Below are 18477 nucleotides of genomic sequence, written 5' to 3' on the forward strand. Positions count from 1 at the left end.
TCACTCGGGAGGCGGCGCCAGGTTCGGGTTGGGCGGTCCCTGCGGCGCGGGGGGCGCCATGTTCGGCCCGCTCTGCGGCGGCGCCAGGTTCGGGTTCGGCCGGCCCTGCGGGGGCGCCTGGAACTGCTGGCCGCCGCCCTGCGGGGGCAGCGGCTGGCCGCCGGTGTTGCCGCCGAAGGACGGAGGCGTGCCCGGCTGCCCCATCGGCTGCGGCCCGTTCGGGAAGGGCGCGTAAGACGCACCGGCCGCCCCGCTCGGCTTCCGGCGCCGCATCACGATGAACAGCCCGGCACCGACCAGCACGACGACGACCACGATCCCGCCGATGATCAGCGGTCCGTTCGAGCCGCCGGAATCACTGCTGTCGCTCTTCGTCGCGGGCGCGGCCTGGTTGCCGCCACCCCCCGTGGACCCCTTGACGACGGCCTTGTCGAGCCGGTCGTAGACCGGGTTCTTCGCGTTCTGCGGAACGTCGTTCTTCAACGCCCGCGGAATGCTGATGACGCCGAAGCCGAGCTGGTCGTCCTTGCCCGGCGTCCCGAAGTCCTTCGCCGTGTTGGTCAGCACCTGGACGGCCCGGCGCGCCGTCATCTGCGGGTACTTGCTGCGGAGGAGAGCGACCGCCCCGGACGTCAGTGCGGTCGCCTGGCTCGTCCCCTCGCCGTTGTTGTAGACGTGCCCTGTCTTGCCCATACCGCCGACGCCGGCGCCCGGTGCGGCGACCGTGACGTAGTCCTGCCGCTGGGTGTGCTCCCACGGTTTGCCCTGGTGGTCGACCGCACCGACGGTGAGCACACCGGGACAGGAGCCGGGAATCTCCACATCGTTGCCGGAGTCGCCCGAGTTGCCGGAGGCGGCGACGACCACGACGTTCTTCTTGTCCGCGTACTTGAGCGCCTCGACCATCTTCGGCGGGCAGTGGTTCGGGTAGACCGCGGACGACGCGCCCTGCGAGAAATTGATCACCTTGGCACCATGGTCCGCCGCGTAGCGGATCACGGCGGACGTCGCATCCGGGGAAAGGCCCGGTTCGTGCATCGGCAGGATCTTCGCTTCGGGAGCGATGCCGTAGAACCCCGTCTGCGTGCCGCGGGACGCGATGAGGCTGGCCATGGCCGTGCCGTGCCCCTCGTTGGGGTCTTCGTCCTGCGTCGCGTCACCGGCTGTGGGCTGCCCTGACGCGTTGAAGGCCTTGCCAGGCACAACGGCGCTCTTCAGGTCGGGCAGCGAGGCGTTGACCCCGGTGTCGACCACCGCGACGGTCACGCCGGCGCCCTTGCTCTGCGGCCACACGTCCGTCCTGATCCCCCAGGAGTCGAACCACCACTCCTTCTGCTCGATGGGTCCCGCATGGGCCGCGGTCACCGGCCCGAGAGCCAGGCCCATCGCGGCCGCCGTCGCCGCCGCTTGGATCAGCCGTCGCATTGTCCTATCCCATCCAGATGCGGAAAGGGCGGACGGAGGTCAGGCCCCCGTCCGCCCTGTTCATGTCGTCGGTACCGCGGCGATCAGCCGATCACCGGAGGTGCGGTGTCATCGTCGGCGCCCCAGACGTCGTCGTCCTCGGACAGCCAGGTCGTGCGCTCGCGCTCCTCTTCCTTGCCGTTGCCGTGGCCTCCGTGGCCCATGGGCATGCCGCCCATGCGGCCGGCGCCGGCGCGTCCGGCCGCACCGGCCGCTCCGCCCGCGCCGAGGCCACCGCCCGCGGCGCCGAGGCCGCCCGGGGTCGTGCCGAAGCCGCCGAGGCCGCCGCCCGCGCCGGCGCCGCCGCCGAGGCCGCCCGGGTCGGCGCCGAAGCCGCCACCGCCGCCTCCACCGAGGCCGGTGGACGGAAGACCTCCGCCGCCACCGCCGCCGGGGAAGCTGGACAGGTCGCTGCCGAGGCCGCCGGGGTCGCTGCCGAGGCTGCCGCCACCGCCGCCGAGGCCGCCGGGGTCGCTGCCGAAGCCGCCGCTGCCGGCACCGCCGCCGCCCGGAAGGTGCGGACCGCCGTCGGCCGCGGGCGCGAACGGGTTGGAGCCGCCGGCGCCGCCGGAGCCGAACTTGCCGAGGCCGCCGGGGTCGCTGCCGAAGCCGCCGCCAGCACCGCCGGCGCCTCCGCCGGGCAGGCCGCCGCCTCCGCCGCCGAAGCCGCCACCGCCTCCGGAGCCGGGGCCACCGGGGTAGGTCGGCTTGTCGCTGAGCCCACCGTGGTCCTCGGGAAGGTCTTTGGTGATCTGGGCCGGGTGGGCGTTGAAGGCCTCGCCGGTGCGGTTCAGGAACCGCTGCATCAGTTCCCGGCCGCCCTTGTCGTCCCCGCTGGTGTGGATCCAGCCATCGCTGGCGTCCTTACCGGCCTGCTTGTACCAGTCGAGGATCTGGGTGCCGTACCAGTGGTAGGTCGAGGCGTTCGTGTGGCTGCTGTTCGAGAGCTCGATCGAGGTCTTGTGGACCTGCTGGAGCTGCGCGACGGCCTTCTTGGCCTCGTCGCCCTTCCAGTGCTTGACGAGCGTCTGGGCGAACCCGCGAAGCGCGGTGCTCATCTCCGCGAGAGCGTCCGCCGCGTCGGAGTAGGCGGTGCCGGCGTCCTTGACCGGCTCCGAGTTGATGCTCGACAGCTTCTTCTTGACGTCGTCGAGACTCATCCCGTCGGCAGTCGGCTTGGACCACGACTGGGAGCCGCGGATGACGTAGTACTCCTGGCCCATGGCTCTACCTCCCTCCGTTCGGCGGGTTACTTGAAGTTGGCGTTGCCGCCGGAATTGATGCCGTTGACCTGCTGCTGGCTCTTGCCGTGGGCGGCCTCGTAGTTGTCCGCGGTCGCCTTCAGCTTCTCGATCACGCCGTTGTAGGCGTCGGTGATGTTCTTGATGTACGTGCCGAAGCCGTCGCGCGACTGGTTCGCCAGGTCGACGAAGCTCTCGCTGCCCGGGACGCCGCCGAGGTTGCCGGTGGTGATGGCGATCTTCTGGACCTTGCCGAGGCGCTGCTGCCAGCCGGTGAACTCGCTGTGCATCTTGCTGGCCAGGTCGCGCAGTTCCTTGGGGTCGACCTCGTATCCGTCGTCGGCCTCGATGCCCCACTTCTCGTCGTCGGGCTGCGAGCCGCGCGGGACGGCGTTGGAGGGATCCGTCGGGCTCTTGGCCGGGATACCGTACTGGTAGTAGAGCCGCCGCTGCTCGGACTCGGGAAGGTCGTTCCACTCCTGCTGGGTCATCCCGTGCTGGGTGTGGACCTGCGTGTACTCACCGGCACCAGTCGTGTAGGTGTAGTCGACCTTCGCGAGCGCTTCGGGCGGCAGGTTGTACTTGCTCATAGCTCATCCTCCTGGCGAATGGCCTCCGGACCCCCCTGGCGCGCCTACGTCGTGCGGCCCGGAGGGGGCGGCACGACGTAGGCGGTCCAGCGGTCGTTCAGCCCCAGATGCCCTGGTTGCGGCGCTCCGCAGCGCTGTAGTTGCTGTGCGCCTCGCCGATGACGACACCGAGCTGGTTGAGGACCTGGCCCATGTGGGCGGCGGCGGCGTCCCACGTGCGCTTGGCCTCCCAGTAGGCGCCCTGGGCGTCGCCCTCCCACTGGGAGAGGTGCTGCTCGAGGCTCTTCTCCAGGTCGTGGAGCTCGTCGGTCAGGGCGCGGTAGGCCAGCGAGAAGTCGGCCTGCGCCTGCTGCATGGTGCCGAAGTTTGCCTTGGTGTAACTGTCGCTCACGTCACGAGTCCTTCGCGTTCAGGGGGTCGGCGGGTGGAGGGACGGATCAGGTGCCGCCGTTGAGCAGCTGGTTGATCTTGTTGACCGCGTCGGTCTGCTCCTGCTCGGTCGACTCGTACGTGATCTTCGTGTGGGTCAGCTTCTGGTGCATGCCGTCGAGGGCGGTGCGCACCTTGTTCATCTCGGTCTGGAACTCGTTGAAGACCCGGTCGAACGACACCGCGGCGTTGCCGGCCCAGCCGGACATGAGCGAGGACTTGTGGCCCTCGAGCTGGCTCTGCAGGCCCTTGACGATGTTCGCGGAGTCCTCGATCCGCGTCGCCGCCTGCTGCATTGCGTTTCTGTCGACTGCGGACTGTCCACCCACAGTGTCACCTCCGTTTGCGAGTCTGTGGCGCCGCGCCGCGGGAGCCGCAGAGAGCCGGCGCACGGCCTGCCCGGGGAGCACTCCTGAGGCACGAAATGTCAGCGATCATAGGTCGTTCGTCCCGCCTATGTCGACGTGAATGATGATCTAGTGGTTCATGGCGGGATCGGAATATCCGACGTGATCTACGTCACACGGGTTTCGGACGGTCCCTTCGTCAGCCTCCGGCGGTCGGAATGGGCTTTCGGGCCTGTGTCGGGTCCAGCGCCGGGCCCTGCGGGATGAGATGCACCACGCTGGACGGTACCGGAGCGGCCTTCTTGGCGTCGTAGCCGAGCTTCTTCGCCACGTCCGCCGACGGCAGCGCGAACCGGATCCCCTGGTCGTTGACCAGCGACAGCGACCCCGAGCCCTCGGTGGTGGTGGACGAGTCGCCGCCGCCCGGCACCAGGCTCATCAGCGCGGCGCCGCCCGGCGGCAGCACCATCTGGTCCACCGTGCTGGACCCGCCGGCCGACCCCGACCCGAGCACCCCCGCGGACGGCGCGGGCAGCGACCCGCCGACCGTCAGGTGCGAGGTCGGCGACCCGACCGGGAACACCGAGCACAGCGGGGTGGACGGGTCCCACTTGACGAACTTCGGCAGCGTCGGCGGCAGGTTCTGGTCCAGCAGCCGGGTCTTCGAGGTGATCTGCTGCGCGGACGACACGTCGGTGTCGACCGGCCGGACGCTCGCGCCCGGGTAGGCCTGGCTCTCCTTCGGGTCCAGCAGCAGCAGCTGCGCCTGCGTCGCGTTGATCTGCGACAGACCGTCCTGGAGCATCACGTACCAGAGCGTCTGCCCGCTCGCGCCGGTCTGCGCCTTGAACACCTGGCCGACCCTCGCCTGCCCGCCGCCCGGCCCGGCCACCGCCGTGCCGCGCCCGGGGACGTTCGGGGCGCCGAAGCCGCCGGCGGACGGGATGGCGTTCAGCCACTTCGGCGGGACCTCGGCGGCTTCGGGGCCGTTCGTCAGGACCGACACCTGGTTCGGCGGCAGCGACAGCTGCATCCGGTGGTCCTTCCAGATGACCCACCCGACGCCGCCGGACTGCACCACCAGCGCCTCGCCGTCGCCGAGCCCGCGCCCGCCGACGTCGCGGCCGGCGGCGAGCGCGGTGAGCTGCTGCGGCACGCCGTTGGCGGCCTGCGTCTCGCGGACGCACACCGACCACGGGCCGCGGATGAGCTGGTCGCTGCCCGGCAGCGAGTCCGGCGCGCCCTGGATGCCGATCATCGCGCCGCGCTCGAACCCGTTCAGCGACTTGCGCGACACCGACCGGCGGCTGACCTTGTCGGAGTTCAGCGCCAGCATCGCGGAGGCGTAGTTGGCGACCGGGAACATCTTCTTGGTGTTGGCGTCGTAGATGTACTTGGTGCCGGTCTCCTTCTCGATGATCAAGACGCCCGGCTGGTCCAGCCCCTTCGCGCCGCCCGGCGACAGCACGCCCCAGATCCCGAACACCGCGACGACCAGCAGCCCGACCATCACGCCGCCGAACGCGGCGGCCGACAGCCGCCGCATCGGCGACTCGGCGACGTCGGGCTCGCCCTGCAGCAGCGCGAGCCCGACGCGCTGCGTCATCAGCCGGTGCGCCTGGTAGAGATCCCGCCGGCTCTGCATCAGCGCCTCACCCGGCCAGCCCGCGGACGCGGGAGTAGACGTCCAGCACCGCGAGCGCCAGCGGGATCAGCGAGATCATCACCAGGACGTCGAGGATGTCGCCCCAGCGGCCCCAGAACGGGGTCGGCTTGTGCGTCGGCAGCCACATCGTCACGCCGACCACGATGCCGACGAGCACCAGCAGCGGGACGAGGGCGGCGGCGAGCGCGACGAGCTGGCTGCCGTGCAGCGCGACTCCGATCACGGTCAGCACCAGGCCGAACAGCCCGACGACCAGCATCCAGGCGCGCTGCGACACGCCGCGGAAGACGCGGGCGCGCAGCAGCAGCGACACCGACATCACCGCGCTCGTCGCGGGCCCCGCCCAGCCGTCCGCGCCGAACAGGAACAGCATCGCGCCCGCGGCGACGAGCGCGATCGACGCGATGAGGCCGGTGGAGAAGCGGTCCGCGGCGGCGGTCCGGGCGAGCACCATCCGGCCGTCGACGGTCTCGGTGTCGCTGCGCAGCTCCTCGGCGCTGGCCGGGACGGGCGGCAGCGGCACCCGCGCCAGCTTGAACGACAGCGACGGGACCGCCGCGATGAACATCATCACCACGACGGCGGCGACGGCGGCGATCCCCGCGGCGGGCAGGTCGTCGAACGCGAACCCGACGCCGGAGCCGACCGCGCCGACGAACCCGGCGAACGCGACGCCGAGGAACACCGGCAGCCCGTCCGCGACGCCGAACGCGGCGATGATCGCGGCGAGCGCGGTCACCCCGAACCCGGCGAGCAGGTGCGGCGCGCCGAGGTCGAGGAGCTCAGTGCCCTTGCGCGCGGGCGCGAGCGCGCCGGCGAGGAACGCGTACGGCAGCGCCGCGTAGCCGAGGACGACGCCGGCGCCGGAGTCGGCGACCGCCCGCGACAGCGCGATCGCGACGATGAGGGTCAGCAGCGCGATGAGGCCGGCGGCGGCCGCCGGGATGATCCACGGCGGGCCGGACAGCGCGATGACGACCGCGCCGACGACCAGCGCGATCCCGGCGGCGCCGAGCCCGAACGAGCGGGTCGTCGTCGGCCGCCAGCGGTCGGAGCGCTCCCGGATGCCGGTCGCGATGACGTCGGCGACGTCGTCGAACGACATCTCCGGCAGCTGCGCCATCCGCGGCCGGAAGTAGAGGATCTCCCCGTCCCGGACGCCGAGCGCGCTCGTCGTCTGCGCGGGGTCGAAGGGGTTGCCGTCCAGCCGCTGCAGCACCCACCCGGAGTGCGCGAGACCGGCATCGGCCATGTTCTCCCCGGCGGCCCGGAGCAGGGTCGGCAGCATGTGCGCGAGCGGCACGTCGGCGGGCAGGGACACGTCGATGCGCCGCCGCGGCGCGACGATGGTGACCCTGCACAGTTCGGTTGTGGCGGGGGAATTCAAGGGAGCTCCCGTCCTCCAGGTCAGATCGCGGGCTGGATCCGATCGACGCGCAGCTTAGGATGTGACGTCCGATTACGCTAAATCAACACCCAACCCCACCCAACCCGCGGGTCGGTCGTGCTCCCCCTCGTCGTCCGGCCGCCCTCGGGACGCGTGACCCGCGGAGGGAACCCCCAGGTGAGCACGATCCTCGTCAAGCGCAAGGAGCGCCGGAAACCGCCCCCTGCCCCGAAGGGCGAACTGCTCCTCGAGTCGCCCCCGGAGATCCCGGAGATGCAGAGCGGCGGCATGCAGGCGGTGCTCACCTACCTGCCGATGGCCGTCATGCCGGTGATGATGGGCCTGATGTTCGTCGGCGGCGGCACCAAGTCGCCGATGATGATGATCAGCAGCGGCGGCATGGCGCTGGCCATGGGCGGCATGATGATCGGGCAGCTGAGCCGCGGCTCCGGGGAGCGCAAGTTCAAGCTGAACGGCGCCCGCCGCGACTACTTCCGCTACCTCAGCCAGGTGCGGCGCCGGGTGCGGCGCGCCGCCGAGCAGCAGCGCGAGTCGCTGGAGTGGAACAGCCCCGCCCCCGACTCGCTGTGGTCGCTGGTGATGAGCGCCCGGATCTGGGAGCGCCGCCCCGCCGACCCCGACTTCGGCAACGTGCGGATCGGCGCCGGCCCGCAGAAGCTCGCCGTGCAGCTGATCCCGCCGGAGACCAAGCCCATCGAGGACCTGGAGCCGATGACGGCGGGCGCGCTGCGCCGGTTCGTCCGCGCGCACTCCACCGTCCCGAACCTGCCGGTCGCGGTGTCGCTGCCGTCGTTCGCGCGGATCCTGCCGATGGGCGACATCGACGCGGTCCGCGGCATGGTCCGCGCGATGATCGCGCAGCTGACGGCGTTCCACTCGCCCGACGACATGCGGGTCAGCGTGTGCGCGTCGCCCGACGCGATGCCGCACTGGGACTGGGTGAAGTGGCTGCCGCACTCGATGCACCCCACGGTGACGGACGCGGCGGGCCCCGTCCGGCTGATGGCGGGCAGCCTGTCGGAGCTGGAGCGGATGTTCGGCACCGAGGTGAAGGACCGCGCCCGCTTCACCCCCGGCCTCTCCCAGAACGACCTGCCGTACCACGTCGTCATCGTGGACGGCGGCGCCGTCACCCCCGACTCGCAGATCGGCTCGGACGGCATCGAGGGCGTCTGCGTGATCGACCTGTCCGGGCACGTCGCGCCGACCTCCGACAACACGATGCTGCGGCTGCGGGTCGCCGCCGAAAAGATGGCGATGCTGCGCCGCGACCGCACCGGCAAGGACGTCGCCAGCTCCCTCGGCCGGCCCGACCAGTACAGCTACGTCCAGGCGGACGGCCTCGCGCGGCAGCTCGCGCCGCTGCGGGCCAGCGCCGCCGCCGGCGCCGAGCTGGACGCGCTGTCGGCCGCGACGACGCTGACGACGCTGCTCGGCGTCCCCGACCCGGCCCGGATCGACCCGCGGCAGGCGTGGCAGCCGCGCGCCCCGCGCAACCGGCTGCGCGTCCCGATCGGCCTGGACGCCGAGGGCCGCCCCATCGAGCTCGACATCAAGGAGGCCGCGCAGGGCGGGTACGGCCCGCACGGCCTGTGCATCGGCGCGACCGGTTCCGGCAAGTCGGAGCTGCTGCGCACCCTCGTCCTCGGCCTGGCGATGACGCACTCCTCGGAGGTGCTGAACTTCGTCCTCGTCGACTTCAAGGGCGGCGCGACGTTCCTCGGCATGGACGGCCTCCAGCACGTCTCCGCCATCATCACCAACCTGGAGGACGAGCTCCCCCTCGTCGACCGCATGTACGACGCGCTGCACGGCGAGATGGTGCGGCGCCAGGAGTGGCTACGGCAGGCCGGCAACTACGCCTCGCTGCGCGACTACGAGAAGGCCCGCGAGCAGGGCGCCGCGCTCAAGCCGATGCCGACCCTGTTCGTCGTGCTGGACGAGTTCTCCGAGCTGCTGTCCGCCAAGCCCGACTTCGCCGAGCTGTTCGTGATGATCGGACGGCTCGGCCGGTCCCTCGGCGTCCACCTGCTGCTCGCGTCGCAGCGCCTGGAGGAGGGCAAGCTCCGCGGCCTCGACACCCACCTGTCGTACCGGATCGGCCTGCGCACGTTCTCGGCGATGGAGTCGCGGGTCGTCCTCGGCTCCCCGGACGCCTACGAGCTGCCGCAGGCGCCCGGCAACGGCTACCTGAAGATCGGCACCGAGTCGCTGACCCGGTTCCGCGCCGCGTACGTGTCCGGCGCGTACCGTCCCGAGGAGGAGGGCGCGGCGCAGAACGGGCAGCAGGGGCCGCGGCAGCTCGCCCAGATCGTCCCGTTCACCCCCGCCTACGTGCAGCCGCGGATGCAGGAGCAGCCGCAGCAGCAGCGGCAGGCCAAGGACGACGACGGCCCGCAGATCAGCCTGTTCGACCTCGTCGTCAAGCAGCTCGCGGGGCACGGCCCGCCGCCGCACCAGATCTGGCTGCCGCCGCTGGAGGACCCGTCCACCCTGGACCAGGTCCTGCCGAACCTGCAGCACACCCCCGAGTTCGGCTTCACCACCGCCGGCTGGGACGGCCGCGGCCAGCTGCACGCGTTCGCCGGCATCGTCGACAGGCCGTTCGACCAGCGCCGCGACCCGATGTGGCTGGACCTGTCCGGCGCCGCCGGGCACGTCGGCGTCGCGGGCGCCCCGCAGGCCGGCAAGTCGACGCTGCTGCGCACCCTCATCACCTCCCTCGCGCTCATGCACACCCCGCAGGAGGTGCAGTTCTACTGCCTGGACTTCGGCGGCGGCTCGCTCGCCCCGCTCGCCGACCTCCCGCACGTCGGCGGCGTCGCCAGCCGCCTCGACCCCGACCGGGTCCGCCGCACCGTCGCCGAGGTGTCCGGGCTGCTGGAGGCCCGCGAGCGGTTCTTCACCGAGCGCGGCATCGACTCCATCGCCACCTACCGGCGGCTGCGCGCCACCGGCCAGATCCCCGGCGACGGCTTCGGCGACGTGTTCCTCGTCGTCGACAACTGGCTGACCGTCCGGCAGGAGTTCGAGGCGGTCGAGGCCACCATCACCGACCTCGCCGCCCGCGGCCTCGGCTACGGCATCCACGTCGTCGCCGCCACCAACAAGTGGTCGGAGTTCCGCCTCACCATCCGCGACCTGTTCGGCACGAAGCTGGAGCTCAAGCTCGGCGACCCGTACGAGTCGGAGATGGACCGCAAGCTCGCCGCGAACGTCCCCGAGGGCCGGCCCGGCCGCGGCATCACCCGCGAGGGCCTGCACTTCCTCGCCGCGCTGCCGCGCGCCGACGGCCGCCCCTCCTCCGAGGACCTCGCCGACGGCGTCAAGCAGCTCGTCCAGACCGTCCAGGCCGGCTGGCAGGGCCGCCCGCCCGCGCCGCAGGTGCGGATGCTGCCGGACGTGCTGCCGCTCACCTCGCTGCCGCAGGTGACCGAGACCGGCAAGCGCATCCCGATCGGCATCGACGAGGACACCCTGTCGCCCGTCCTGCTGGACTTCGAGAACGACCCGCACTTCGTCGTCGTCGGCGACAACGAGTGCGGCAAGTCGAACCTGCTGCGCGTCATCGTCGACGCCGTCAAGGCGCGCTACACCCCCGACGAGGCCCGCATCATCATGCTCGACTACCGCCGCGCCCTCCTCGACTCGGCGGAGAGCGACCAGGTCATCGGGTACGCGGCGTCCTCGACCGCGGCGGCGGGGCTGATGAAGGACGTCAACGGCGCCCTCGTCAACCGGCTCCCCCCGTCCGACCTGACGCCCGAGCAGCTGCGGAACCGGTCCTGGTGGAGCGGGTCGGAGCTGTTCCTCATCGTGGACGACTACGACCTCGTCGCCACCCCGTCGGGCAACCCGCTCGCGCAGGTCGCCGAGCTGCTGCCGCAGGCCCGCGACATCGGCATGCACCTGATCCTCGCCCGCACCATGGGCGGCGCCGGACGCGCCATGTTCGACCCGGTCATGCAGCGGCTGAAGGACATGGCCAGCCCGGCGCTGATCATGTCCGGCAACAAGGACGAGGGCAACCTGTTCGACGTGCGCCCCGGGCCCCTGCCCGTCGGCCGCGGCACCCACTCCGACCGCCGCGCCGGCAAGCGCCTCATCCAGACCGCCTTCCACGGTCCCGTCCAGTAACGACCGAATGCGAAGAGCCCTGGCCCCCGCCCGGGGCTCTTCGCGTTCCGCGGCGCCGAGGTCCGGGGCCCGGCGAGCCGGGCCGCCTCAGCCGCCCGTCCCGCCGCCGGCGATGGCCTGCGTCTCCTGCCCGGCCATCTCCTGCAGCGGGACGCCGTCGATGTTGCTGAGGATGACGCCGACCGAGCCGGTGTAGGGGTAGATGGACCAGAGGGCGCCGACACCGGGGTTGGCCCCGCCGCGGCTCTGCACCCATTGCCCGTTGACGATGCGGACCACCGGCCCGTAGGCGCCGAACGACGTCGCGCTGTGGGGGTCGTTGGGGGCGGTGAACACCTCGGCCCAGGGCCGGTCCAGGAGGGTGCCGTCGAGGCGCCGCCGGGCCGGGCGTCCGGCGGGATCGCGTCGGCGTGCCCGGGTGCGGCGCCCGCCACCTGCATGCCGGCCGTCACCGCGCCGGCGGCCGCCAGCCCGCCCCACCCGAGCAGCCGCCGCCGGCCGATACCGCGTGCGGAGTTCTCGTCCATGATCATTACCCTTCTGGTCGGCGAGCCGGATCACCGTCCGGCTCGGAACGTTCCGGTCAGCGGACGGTCACAGCCCGACAGCACTGACCTATTGCGGTGCAAGTCAGGAGGTCACAGCGTGCGCAGGGCCTCGGTGGGGGAAAGGCGGGCGGCCCTGAGGGCGGGCAGCAGGCCGGCGATCGCCCCGATGGCGATCGCGGCGCCGATGCCGCCGGCCCACGCCTCGGCCGGGACGACCACCGCCCAGCCCTTGCCGCCGGCGTAGACGGCGGTGGTCAGCGCTCCGGCCGCGACCCCGGTCACCCCGCCGAGCAGCGCCAGCATGACCGCCTCGGACAGGAACTGGGTGCGGATGTGCCCGCGGGTCGCGCCGAGCGCCCGGCGCAGCCCGATCTCCGACCGCCGCTCCAGCACCGAGATGATCATGATGTTGGCGACCCCGACCGCGCCCACGACCAGCGCCACCACGCCGAGACCGAGGAACAGGCTGTTGAAGGCGCCCTTGGCGGCGGCGCGCGCGGTGAGCGCGTCGGACGGCCGGCTGACGTCGACGTCGCCGGGCGACTCGGGGTTGGCGGTCCGCGCGAGGACGTCCCGCACCGAGTCGACCTTGTCGGTCCGCGCCCGCACGTACACGGTGGTCGGAGGGCCCGCCACCGCCTCGCCCCGCTCGATCGCGGCGTAGCCGAGGTAGTGCTCGGCGGCCGGGTAGCCGATCAGAACACTGGTGTCGATGTCGGTCGACAGCGTCGCGGGCTTCAGGATGCCGGCGACGTAGAACCACTGGTTCTTCAGCCAGATCCGCTCGCCCGGATGGACGCGGTCGATCCCGAGGCGCCGCGCGGCCAGCGCGCCGAGCACGGTGACCGGCTGCCGCTCGGTCGCCGCGTTGAGCCAGCGGCCCTGCGCCACGCCGGTGCCGAGCACGCCGGGAAGGTCGAGGCTGGCGGCCCGGACCTTCAGGGCGTTGGTGTTGACCGCCGGGATCAGCGGGCTGCGGTACACGTTGGCGTCGTCGATCGCGGCGACGTGCGCCACCTGCTCGACGTCGGGCAGGTGGGAGATCCGCTGCGGCGCGGCGGTCGGGAGCTGCGCAGCCCCGCCGGTGAGCGATTCGCCGGTGTTGGCGGTGAGCAGGTTGGTGCCGAGCCGGTCGATCTGGGCCAGGAGCCCGGCCTGCGAGGACGCGGACAGGCCGAGCACCGCCACGATCGCCGCGGTGCCGATCGCGATGCCGAGCGCGGACAGGGCGGCCCGCAGGCGGCGGGACCGGATCCCGATCCCGGCCACGCGCAGCTGGTCGGACAGCCTCATACGCCCTCCAGCGGGCGCGCCGCGCTGTCGTCGACGATCCGCCCGTCCAGGACGTGCAGCCGGCGGGGGAACCGGGCGGCGAGATCGCCGTCGTGCGTGATCACCAGGATCGTCGCGCCGCCCGCGTTGAGCTCGCGCAGCAGCTCGATGATCGACGCGCCCGTCCCGCTGTCGAGGTTGCCGGTCGGCTCGTCGGCCAGCACGATGGCCGGCCGGCCGACCAGGGCGCGGGCGATCGCGACGCGCTGCCGCTGCCCGCCGGACAGCTCGCTCGGACGAGAGCCCGCCCGGTCCCGCAGCCCGACCCGGCCGAGCGCCTCGGCGGCGCGCTCGCGCCGCTCGGCGGGCGCCGCGCCGCCGTACGGCAGGCCGTCGGCGACGTTCTCCAGGACGGTGGTGCGCTCGGTCAGGAAGAACTGCTGGAAGACGAAGCCGATGCTGCGCGCCCGGATCTCGGCGAGCCGCCGGTCGCTGAGCGCCGCGACGTCCTGCCCGTCGATCCGTACCGTGCCGCTGCTGGGCCGGTCGAGCGTGCCGAGGATGTGCAGCAGGGTGGACTTGCCGGAGCCCGACGGGCCGACGATGGCGACCAGCTCCCCGCTCCGCACGGTGAAGCTCACACCGCGCAGCGCGTGGACGGGAGGCCGCGTGCCGTAGGTCTTGGTGACCCGTTCCAGCTCGAGGACGTTCGTCGCGATCACGTCGACGGCACCACCACTCGGTCATGAACCGTCAGGGCACCGGAGACCTGCACCCGCCCGTTGGCGTTGTCGAACAGCCCGAGCGTGACCGGCACGATCCGGCTCCGGCCGCCGTTCCCCGCGACGGCCTCGACGGCGTATCCCCCGGCCGAGGAGCGCGGTCACCGGCACGATGAGGGCGTGCCCGACGCCGCCGGTGGTGATCTCCACCTGGACCGGGGCCTGGTCCAGGCTTCCGGCGTCCTTCGGCTTCTTGAGCGTGATGTGGACCGGGAGGGTGGACGTCGCGACCGTGCCGATCCGGCTCACCACGCCGGCCGTGGTCCGGTTGTCGGGCAGCGTGATCTGCACGGGGTCGCCCTTGTGGACCTCGGACTGCTGGGCGGGGTCGAGCTTCACCGTCACCTCGCGCCGGTTCGACGACGCCTCCATGATCGAATGGCCCGGGACGGCGTTCGTGCCGTTCTTGGCCGTCACCTTGCCGATCCGCAGCGGGCCGGGCAGGAACACCGCCTGCCCGAGGTCCAGCCGGCCGGTCACGTCGGCGCCGCGGTCGTTTTGGAGCTTCTCCAGGGTCGCCATGGTGGGCAGCCCGAAGTGGCGCGAGCCGGGATCGAGCACGGACCGGTCGGCGTAACCCTCGTCCACCAGGGTCTTGTTCAGCGCCTGGACGTCCTTGCCGTCGTCGCCCGCGGCCAGGTCCCGGTAGGCGGGCGTGCTTCCGCAGATCAGCAGCATCGGCTTCTGGTCGACCTTGTACAGGGTCTCGCCGCAGTCGACCTGGGCGCCCGCCGCCGGCATCCAGGTGTAGGTCCCCTTCGCCCGGTCGACCACCAGGTAGGGGTTCCCGTCGGCGCCCCCTGCGTACGACAGCGTCCCGCTCTGGTCGACCTGCGAGGACAGCGGGCCCTCCTGGACCGCCAGCGAGGTCCCGCCGCCGGCGCCCGTCGCGGACGTGCCGTCGCCGGGCGAACCCGTGACGGCCAGGGCCGCACCGCCGCCCACGGCCACGAGCGCGACACCGACCCCGATCACCATGCGACGCCCGCGCCACCACCGCCGCACCGGCACCCGAGGAGAACCACCGACGTCCGCCGGTGCTCCGATCTCAGCCCTTGCCATGCCCGGAACCTCCCACCGACACGTTGCGGCAGGCGTTCAGCGCCTTCTTGAACTGCGGCGAGTTGACATCGATCTTGTCCTTGGGCACACGGAGCCGGCCGTCCTACGGATCGGGAAAGTTCGGGACGCCGTTCTTGCGAATGCACTGCGCGTACTTCACCGCCTGCTCCACGGCGGGGTTCGCCTCCGAGCCGGCGTCGGAACCGCCGGAACCGCCGCATCCCGCGATGGCGAACGCGACGACCAGCAACATGAAAGCCCTGTTCATCGTTCTCCTTCAGGAACGTTCTCGCAGGGCCAAGTTCTAGGGAAAGGACGGTCACATGACGGTGCGAGAGGCTGTGACCCGGGTGTGACCGGGCATCGGGCAGGCTGACCGGCGATGAGAGTGCTGGTGGCAGAGGACCACGCGGAGCTGGCGGACTCGGTGGCGCGGGTCCTGAACCGCGAGGGGATGGCGGTGGACGTCGCCCTGGACGGCCGGGCGGCGCTCGACCGCACGGCGCTGACCGACTACGACGTGGTCGTGCTGGACCGCGACCTGCCCGTGGTGCACGGCGACGACGTCTGCCGCGCCCTGGCGGCCGGACCGCACCGCCGGACCCGGGTCCTGATGCTCACCGCGTCCGGCACGATCGCCGACCGGGTCGAGGGGCCCAGCCTCGGCGCCGACGACTACCTGCCCAAACCGTTCGCCTACGCCGAGCTCGTCGCCCGGATCCGTGCCCTCGGACGGCGGGCGCAGCCGGCGCTGCCGCCGATCCTGGAGCACGGCGACCTGCGGCTCGACCCGGCCCAGCGCGTCGCGACCCGCGCCGGGCTGCGGCTGGCGCTCAGCCCGAAGGAGCTGGCGGTGCTGGAGTACCTGCTCGCCGCGGGAGGACGCGTCGTGTCCGCCGAGGAACTGCTGGAACGGGTGTGGGACGAGGCCATCAACCGCCTTCGCGCCAAGCTCGGCCCCCCACCGGTGATCGAGACCGTCCCGCAGAGCGGCTCCCGCATATGAGGACGGTCCGGATGCGCCTCACGCTGCTGTACGGGGCGCTGTTCACCCTCTCCGGCGCGGCCCTGCTGGCGATCACGTTCCTGCTCGTCCGCAGGAACACCGTCTTCAAGGTGCGGGTGCCGTGCGCCGGCCGGGCCGAGGACTGCCCGGAGCCGCTCGACACGCCCTTCGGCACGAGGGATCTCGGCCGCGCGCTGGCGCAGCAGCAGGACGCGCTGCTGCACGGGTTCCTCGTCCAGTCCGGAATCGCGCTGGCGATCATGCTGGTGGTCTCCCTGGCGTTCGGCTGGCTCGTCGCGGGGCGGGTCCTGCGCCCGCTGCGCACGATGACCGCCACCGTGCAGCGCATCTCGGCGCGCAACGTGCACGAGCGGCTGGCCTTCGCCGGCCCCCGCGACGAACTGAAGGACCTCGCCGACACCGTGGACGGCCTGCTCGGCCGCCTGGACACCGCGCTCGAACTGCGCACCCCCCTCACCCTCGAACGCGCGCTGCTGGAGGAGACCCTCACCGACCGCCGCCCGACCCTCGAGGCGTTCCGCGCGACCTTCGAGCGGATCGTCGCGATCAGCGACCAGCATGCGCGGCTGCTGGAGTCCCTGCTCACACTGGCGACCAGCGAGCGAGGCCTGGAGAGCCGCGTCCCGGTGGACCTGCCCGCGCTCACCGAGCAGGTGCTGGCGGCCCGGCCGCGGACCTCCGCCGAGGGCCCCCGCCTGGAACCCCGGATCGCACCCGCCGCGACCGCGGGCGACCCGGCGCTGGTCGAGCGCCTGGTGGCGAACCTCGCGACGGGCACCACGGGCTAGGCCTGTCCATCGCGCACGCGATCGCCCTCGCACACGGCGGAACCCTCAACGCGCAGCCGCGCCCCGGCGGCGGCCTCATCGTCCGCGCCGCGTTCCCGGCCGACCGAACGCAGCGCGGGATGGCCCGTAACGAACCCCAGGTCCACCGACTCGGCCGACGTAGCTGATCAAGGACCCGATCGGCGTACCCCGCGTCGCATTCCGGTCACCAAATCCTTGCAGGCGGGTGGTCATGCGGCCCAGTCGAGGGCGTCGTCCGGCGGGCCAGTCCCGCCTGGCGGGCCGGTCGCCCCTCGGGCGTCGGCCGGTGGCAGCAGCCGGTAGACATACCGCCCGTCCGGATCCTTGGTGATCTGGATCTGATCAGGACTGCTGTGCTTGAACCGGTTGTGCCACCCGCAGGTCAGGGCGAGCCGATCAATATCGGTGGGGCTGCCCAACGCCCACCCGTGGACGTGGTCGACCTCGCACAACGTCCCCGGCATCTCACACCCCCGCACCGCGCACGAGGGGTACAGGGCCTCGAGAACCTGCCGTTGCGCGGCGCTGGCGAACCGTTCCCGATAACCCAGGTACAGCGGGGTGTTCCCGCGCCCCAGCAACAACGGTGAGACACCCGCCGCCAGGGCGATGCGGCGGGCCTGCGCGGCCGGGATGGGGGTGCCGTCAGTGAGGCGGGCGGGGGCGTTGCCGCCGGTCAGTGTCTCCAGGTCGCAGATCACGGTGACCTTGGAGGCCTTGTGCCCGCCCGACAGCACACTCGACAGCGCCGCCGCCGTCCGCTCCGCCACGTCCCGGCGGTCATCGGGCCCCGCCGGCTTGGCCAACGGCGCCAAAGTCCCGTCCCAGATCGCGGCGTCCTCGGGGTTCAGCCACCCCTTCACATACCGGCCGCCGTCCAGCGACCGCGTCGTGGTCAACCACGACCTGGCATAACCCCGCTTGGTGTCCTCATCCGGGGCGTCCTCGGTGCCGTCACGCTCGGCGATGACATCACGGATCCGGCGGCCGAACGCGGCGACCTTCCCGGCCGAGAACCCCTGATCGGCCATCCCCAGCAGCATGGTCTCGGCTCGGGCGCAGTCGGTGTCGTCGAGGCGGGCGACCGCGTCGGCCACCGTGGTCGCGTACCCGTAGGACAGCTCCCCGGCGGCCAGCCGCTCGGCGACCTGGGGGAGGCGGTGGCGCTGGCGGGCCAGGGTGAGGCGCTCCTTGGCGCGGCTCTCCCGCATCCCCAGCCGGGACCGCAGCCACGCCCGGGTGGAGGGATATCCCCACCGGGCCTGCTCCCCGGCGGCATCCACCCGCCCGATGAACCCGGCCAGCGCGCTTTCCTGCATATCTGCGGCTGCGGAAAGAGTCTCGGTGAGTTCCAGGCACGCGGCGGCCGAGTCGGGCGCTTCGCGTTGGGCGAGTTCAGTGGCGATGACCGAGAGCGCGTTCACCAATTGCGTGGTGGACGCGGCCTCAAGGTCGACCGTCACTGAATGCATACCTGAATACTACCCGATGTGACCGGCATTTGAAGCTGGAAAGCAGCGATCGAGGCCAGATATTTCGTCGCTTCGCGGGCCGGTCGACCGATTGAGCGACCTTTCTTGAATATGTTTCACATTGGTTTTCTCGTCGACGCGGGGGGCCGTTCGACTGTTCATTGTCTTGGTTGGTTGCGGAGGGGGGTGGTGGGGTGGCGCGACCCGGGGGCGGGGGCGGCGG

The 18477-nt window shown here is 72.1% G+C and carries 16 protein-coding genes; 3 read left to right on the forward strand and 13 right to left on the reverse strand.

Annotated elements, in window-relative coordinates; translation table 11 throughout:
* The 7 genes from F8568_RS37790 to eccD all read right to left on the reverse strand — a co-directional run bounded on the left by F8568_RS37790 (window position 1) and on the right by eccD (window position 7124).
* Window positions 1-1425 carry a S8 family serine peptidase gene (locus F8568_RS37790; RefSeq protein ID WP_151598427.1) on the reverse strand — a complete coding sequence of 475 codons (1425 nt, stop codon included), beginning with the start codon at window positions 1423-1425 and terminating at the stop codon, window positions 1-3.
* 83 nt (window positions 1426-1508) lie between these two features.
* On the reverse strand, window positions 1509-2687 hold the full coding sequence (locus F8568_RS37795; protein ID WP_160573911.1) for a hypothetical protein: 1179 nt from the start codon (window positions 2685-2687) through the stop codon (window positions 1509-1511).
* Between the two features lie 26 nt (window positions 2688-2713).
* Window positions 2714-3295 carry a WXG100 family type VII secretion target gene (locus F8568_RS37800; protein WP_151598428.1) on the reverse strand — a complete coding sequence of 194 codons (582 nt, stop codon included), beginning with the start codon at window positions 3293-3295 and terminating at the stop codon, window positions 2714-2716.
* 97 nt (window positions 3296-3392) lie between these two features.
* A complete protein-coding gene (locus F8568_RS37805; RefSeq protein ID WP_151598429.1) occupies window positions 3393-3686 on the reverse strand; it encodes a WXG100 family type VII secretion target in 294 nt (97 codons plus the stop codon).
* Between the two features lie 46 nt (window positions 3687-3732).
* Window positions 3733-4134 (reverse strand): WXG100 family type VII secretion target, encoded by a 402-nt coding sequence (locus F8568_RS37810; protein WP_328601200.1) that lies wholly within the window; start codon window positions 4132-4134, stop codon window positions 3733-3735.
* Between the two features lie 136 nt (window positions 4135-4270).
* On the reverse strand, window positions 4271-5716 hold the full coding sequence (gene eccB, locus F8568_RS37815) for a type VII secretion protein EccB (protein WP_151598431.1): 1446 nt from the start codon (window positions 5714-5716) through the stop codon (window positions 4271-4273).
* Window positions 5717-5723: 7 nt separating this feature from the next.
* Complete coding sequence (gene eccD, locus F8568_RS37820; protein WP_151598432.1) at window positions 5724-7124, reverse strand: type VII secretion integral membrane protein EccD; 1401 nt, start codon at window positions 7122-7124, stop codon at window positions 5724-5726.
* 177 nt (window positions 7125-7301) lie between these two features.
* Between eccD and eccCa the strand changes: the two genes are divergently transcribed.
* Window positions 7302-11282 carry a type VII secretion protein EccCa gene (gene eccCa / locus F8568_RS37825; protein ID WP_151598433.1) on the forward strand — a complete coding sequence of 1327 codons (3981 nt, stop codon included), beginning with the start codon at window positions 7302-7304 and terminating at the stop codon, window positions 11280-11282.
* Window positions 11283-11369: 87 nt separating this feature from the next.
* On the opposite strand, the gene F8568_RS37830 is transcribed toward eccCa, so the two are convergent.
* The 5 genes from F8568_RS37830 to F8568_RS37850 all read right to left on the reverse strand — a co-directional run bounded on the left by F8568_RS37830 (window position 11370) and on the right by F8568_RS37850 (window position 15214).
* Window positions 11370-11762 carry a hypothetical protein gene (locus tag F8568_RS37830; protein ID WP_202125800.1) on the reverse strand — a complete coding sequence of 131 codons (393 nt, stop codon included), beginning with the start codon at window positions 11760-11762 and terminating at the stop codon, window positions 11370-11372.
* A 158-nt stretch (window positions 11763-11920) separates the two neighbouring features.
* On the reverse strand, window positions 11921-13123 hold the full coding sequence (locus F8568_RS37835) for an ABC transporter permease (RefSeq protein WP_151598434.1): 1203 nt from the start codon (window positions 13121-13123) through the stop codon (window positions 11921-11923).
* Entirely contained in the window at window positions 13120-13824 is a 705-nt protein-coding gene (locus F8568_RS37840) for an ABC transporter ATP-binding protein (protein ID WP_407924508.1), read from the reverse strand. Before F8568_RS37840 ends, F8568_RS37835 begins: the two co-directional genes overlap by 4 nt.
* Window positions 13825-13845: 21 nt before the next feature.
* Complete coding sequence (locus tag F8568_RS37845) at window positions 13846-14862, reverse strand: efflux RND transporter periplasmic adaptor subunit (RefSeq protein WP_151598435.1); 1017 nt, start codon at window positions 14860-14862, stop codon at window positions 13846-13848.
* A gap of 187 nt (window positions 14863-15049) precedes the next feature.
* Window positions 15050-15214, reverse strand: a complete 165-nt coding sequence (locus tag F8568_RS37850; protein ID WP_160573912.1) for a hypothetical protein — start codon at window positions 15212-15214, stop codon at window positions 15050-15052.
* Between the two features lie 114 nt (window positions 15215-15328).
* On the opposite strand from F8568_RS37850, the gene F8568_RS37855 reads away from it, so the two are divergent.
* Entirely contained in the window at window positions 15329-15952 is a 624-nt protein-coding gene (locus tag F8568_RS37855; protein WP_151598436.1) for a response regulator transcription factor, read from the forward strand.
* Window positions 15953-15963: 11 nt separating this feature from the next.
* A complete protein-coding gene (locus tag F8568_RS37860; protein WP_202125801.1) occupies window positions 15964-16761 on the forward strand; it encodes a HAMP domain-containing protein in 798 nt (265 codons plus the stop codon).
* 230 nt (window positions 16762-16991) lie between these two features.
* Here the strand turns inward: F8568_RS37860 and F8568_RS37865 are convergent, their stop codons facing one another.
* The gene (locus tag F8568_RS37865; RefSeq protein ID WP_151598437.1) at window positions 16992-18254 is read right to left on the reverse strand and encodes an HNH endonuclease signature motif containing protein; all 1263 of its coding nucleotides are present in this window, start codon (window positions 18252-18254) and stop codon (window positions 16992-16994) included.
* Between the last annotated feature and the right edge of the window lie 223 nt (window positions 18255-18477).

The sequence above is a fragment of the Actinomadura physcomitrii genome, assembly GCF_008923205.2.
In the GTDB taxonomy this organism is placed as follows: domain Bacteria; phylum Actinomycetota; class Actinomycetes; order Streptosporangiales; family Streptosporangiaceae; genus Spirillospora; species Spirillospora physcomitrii.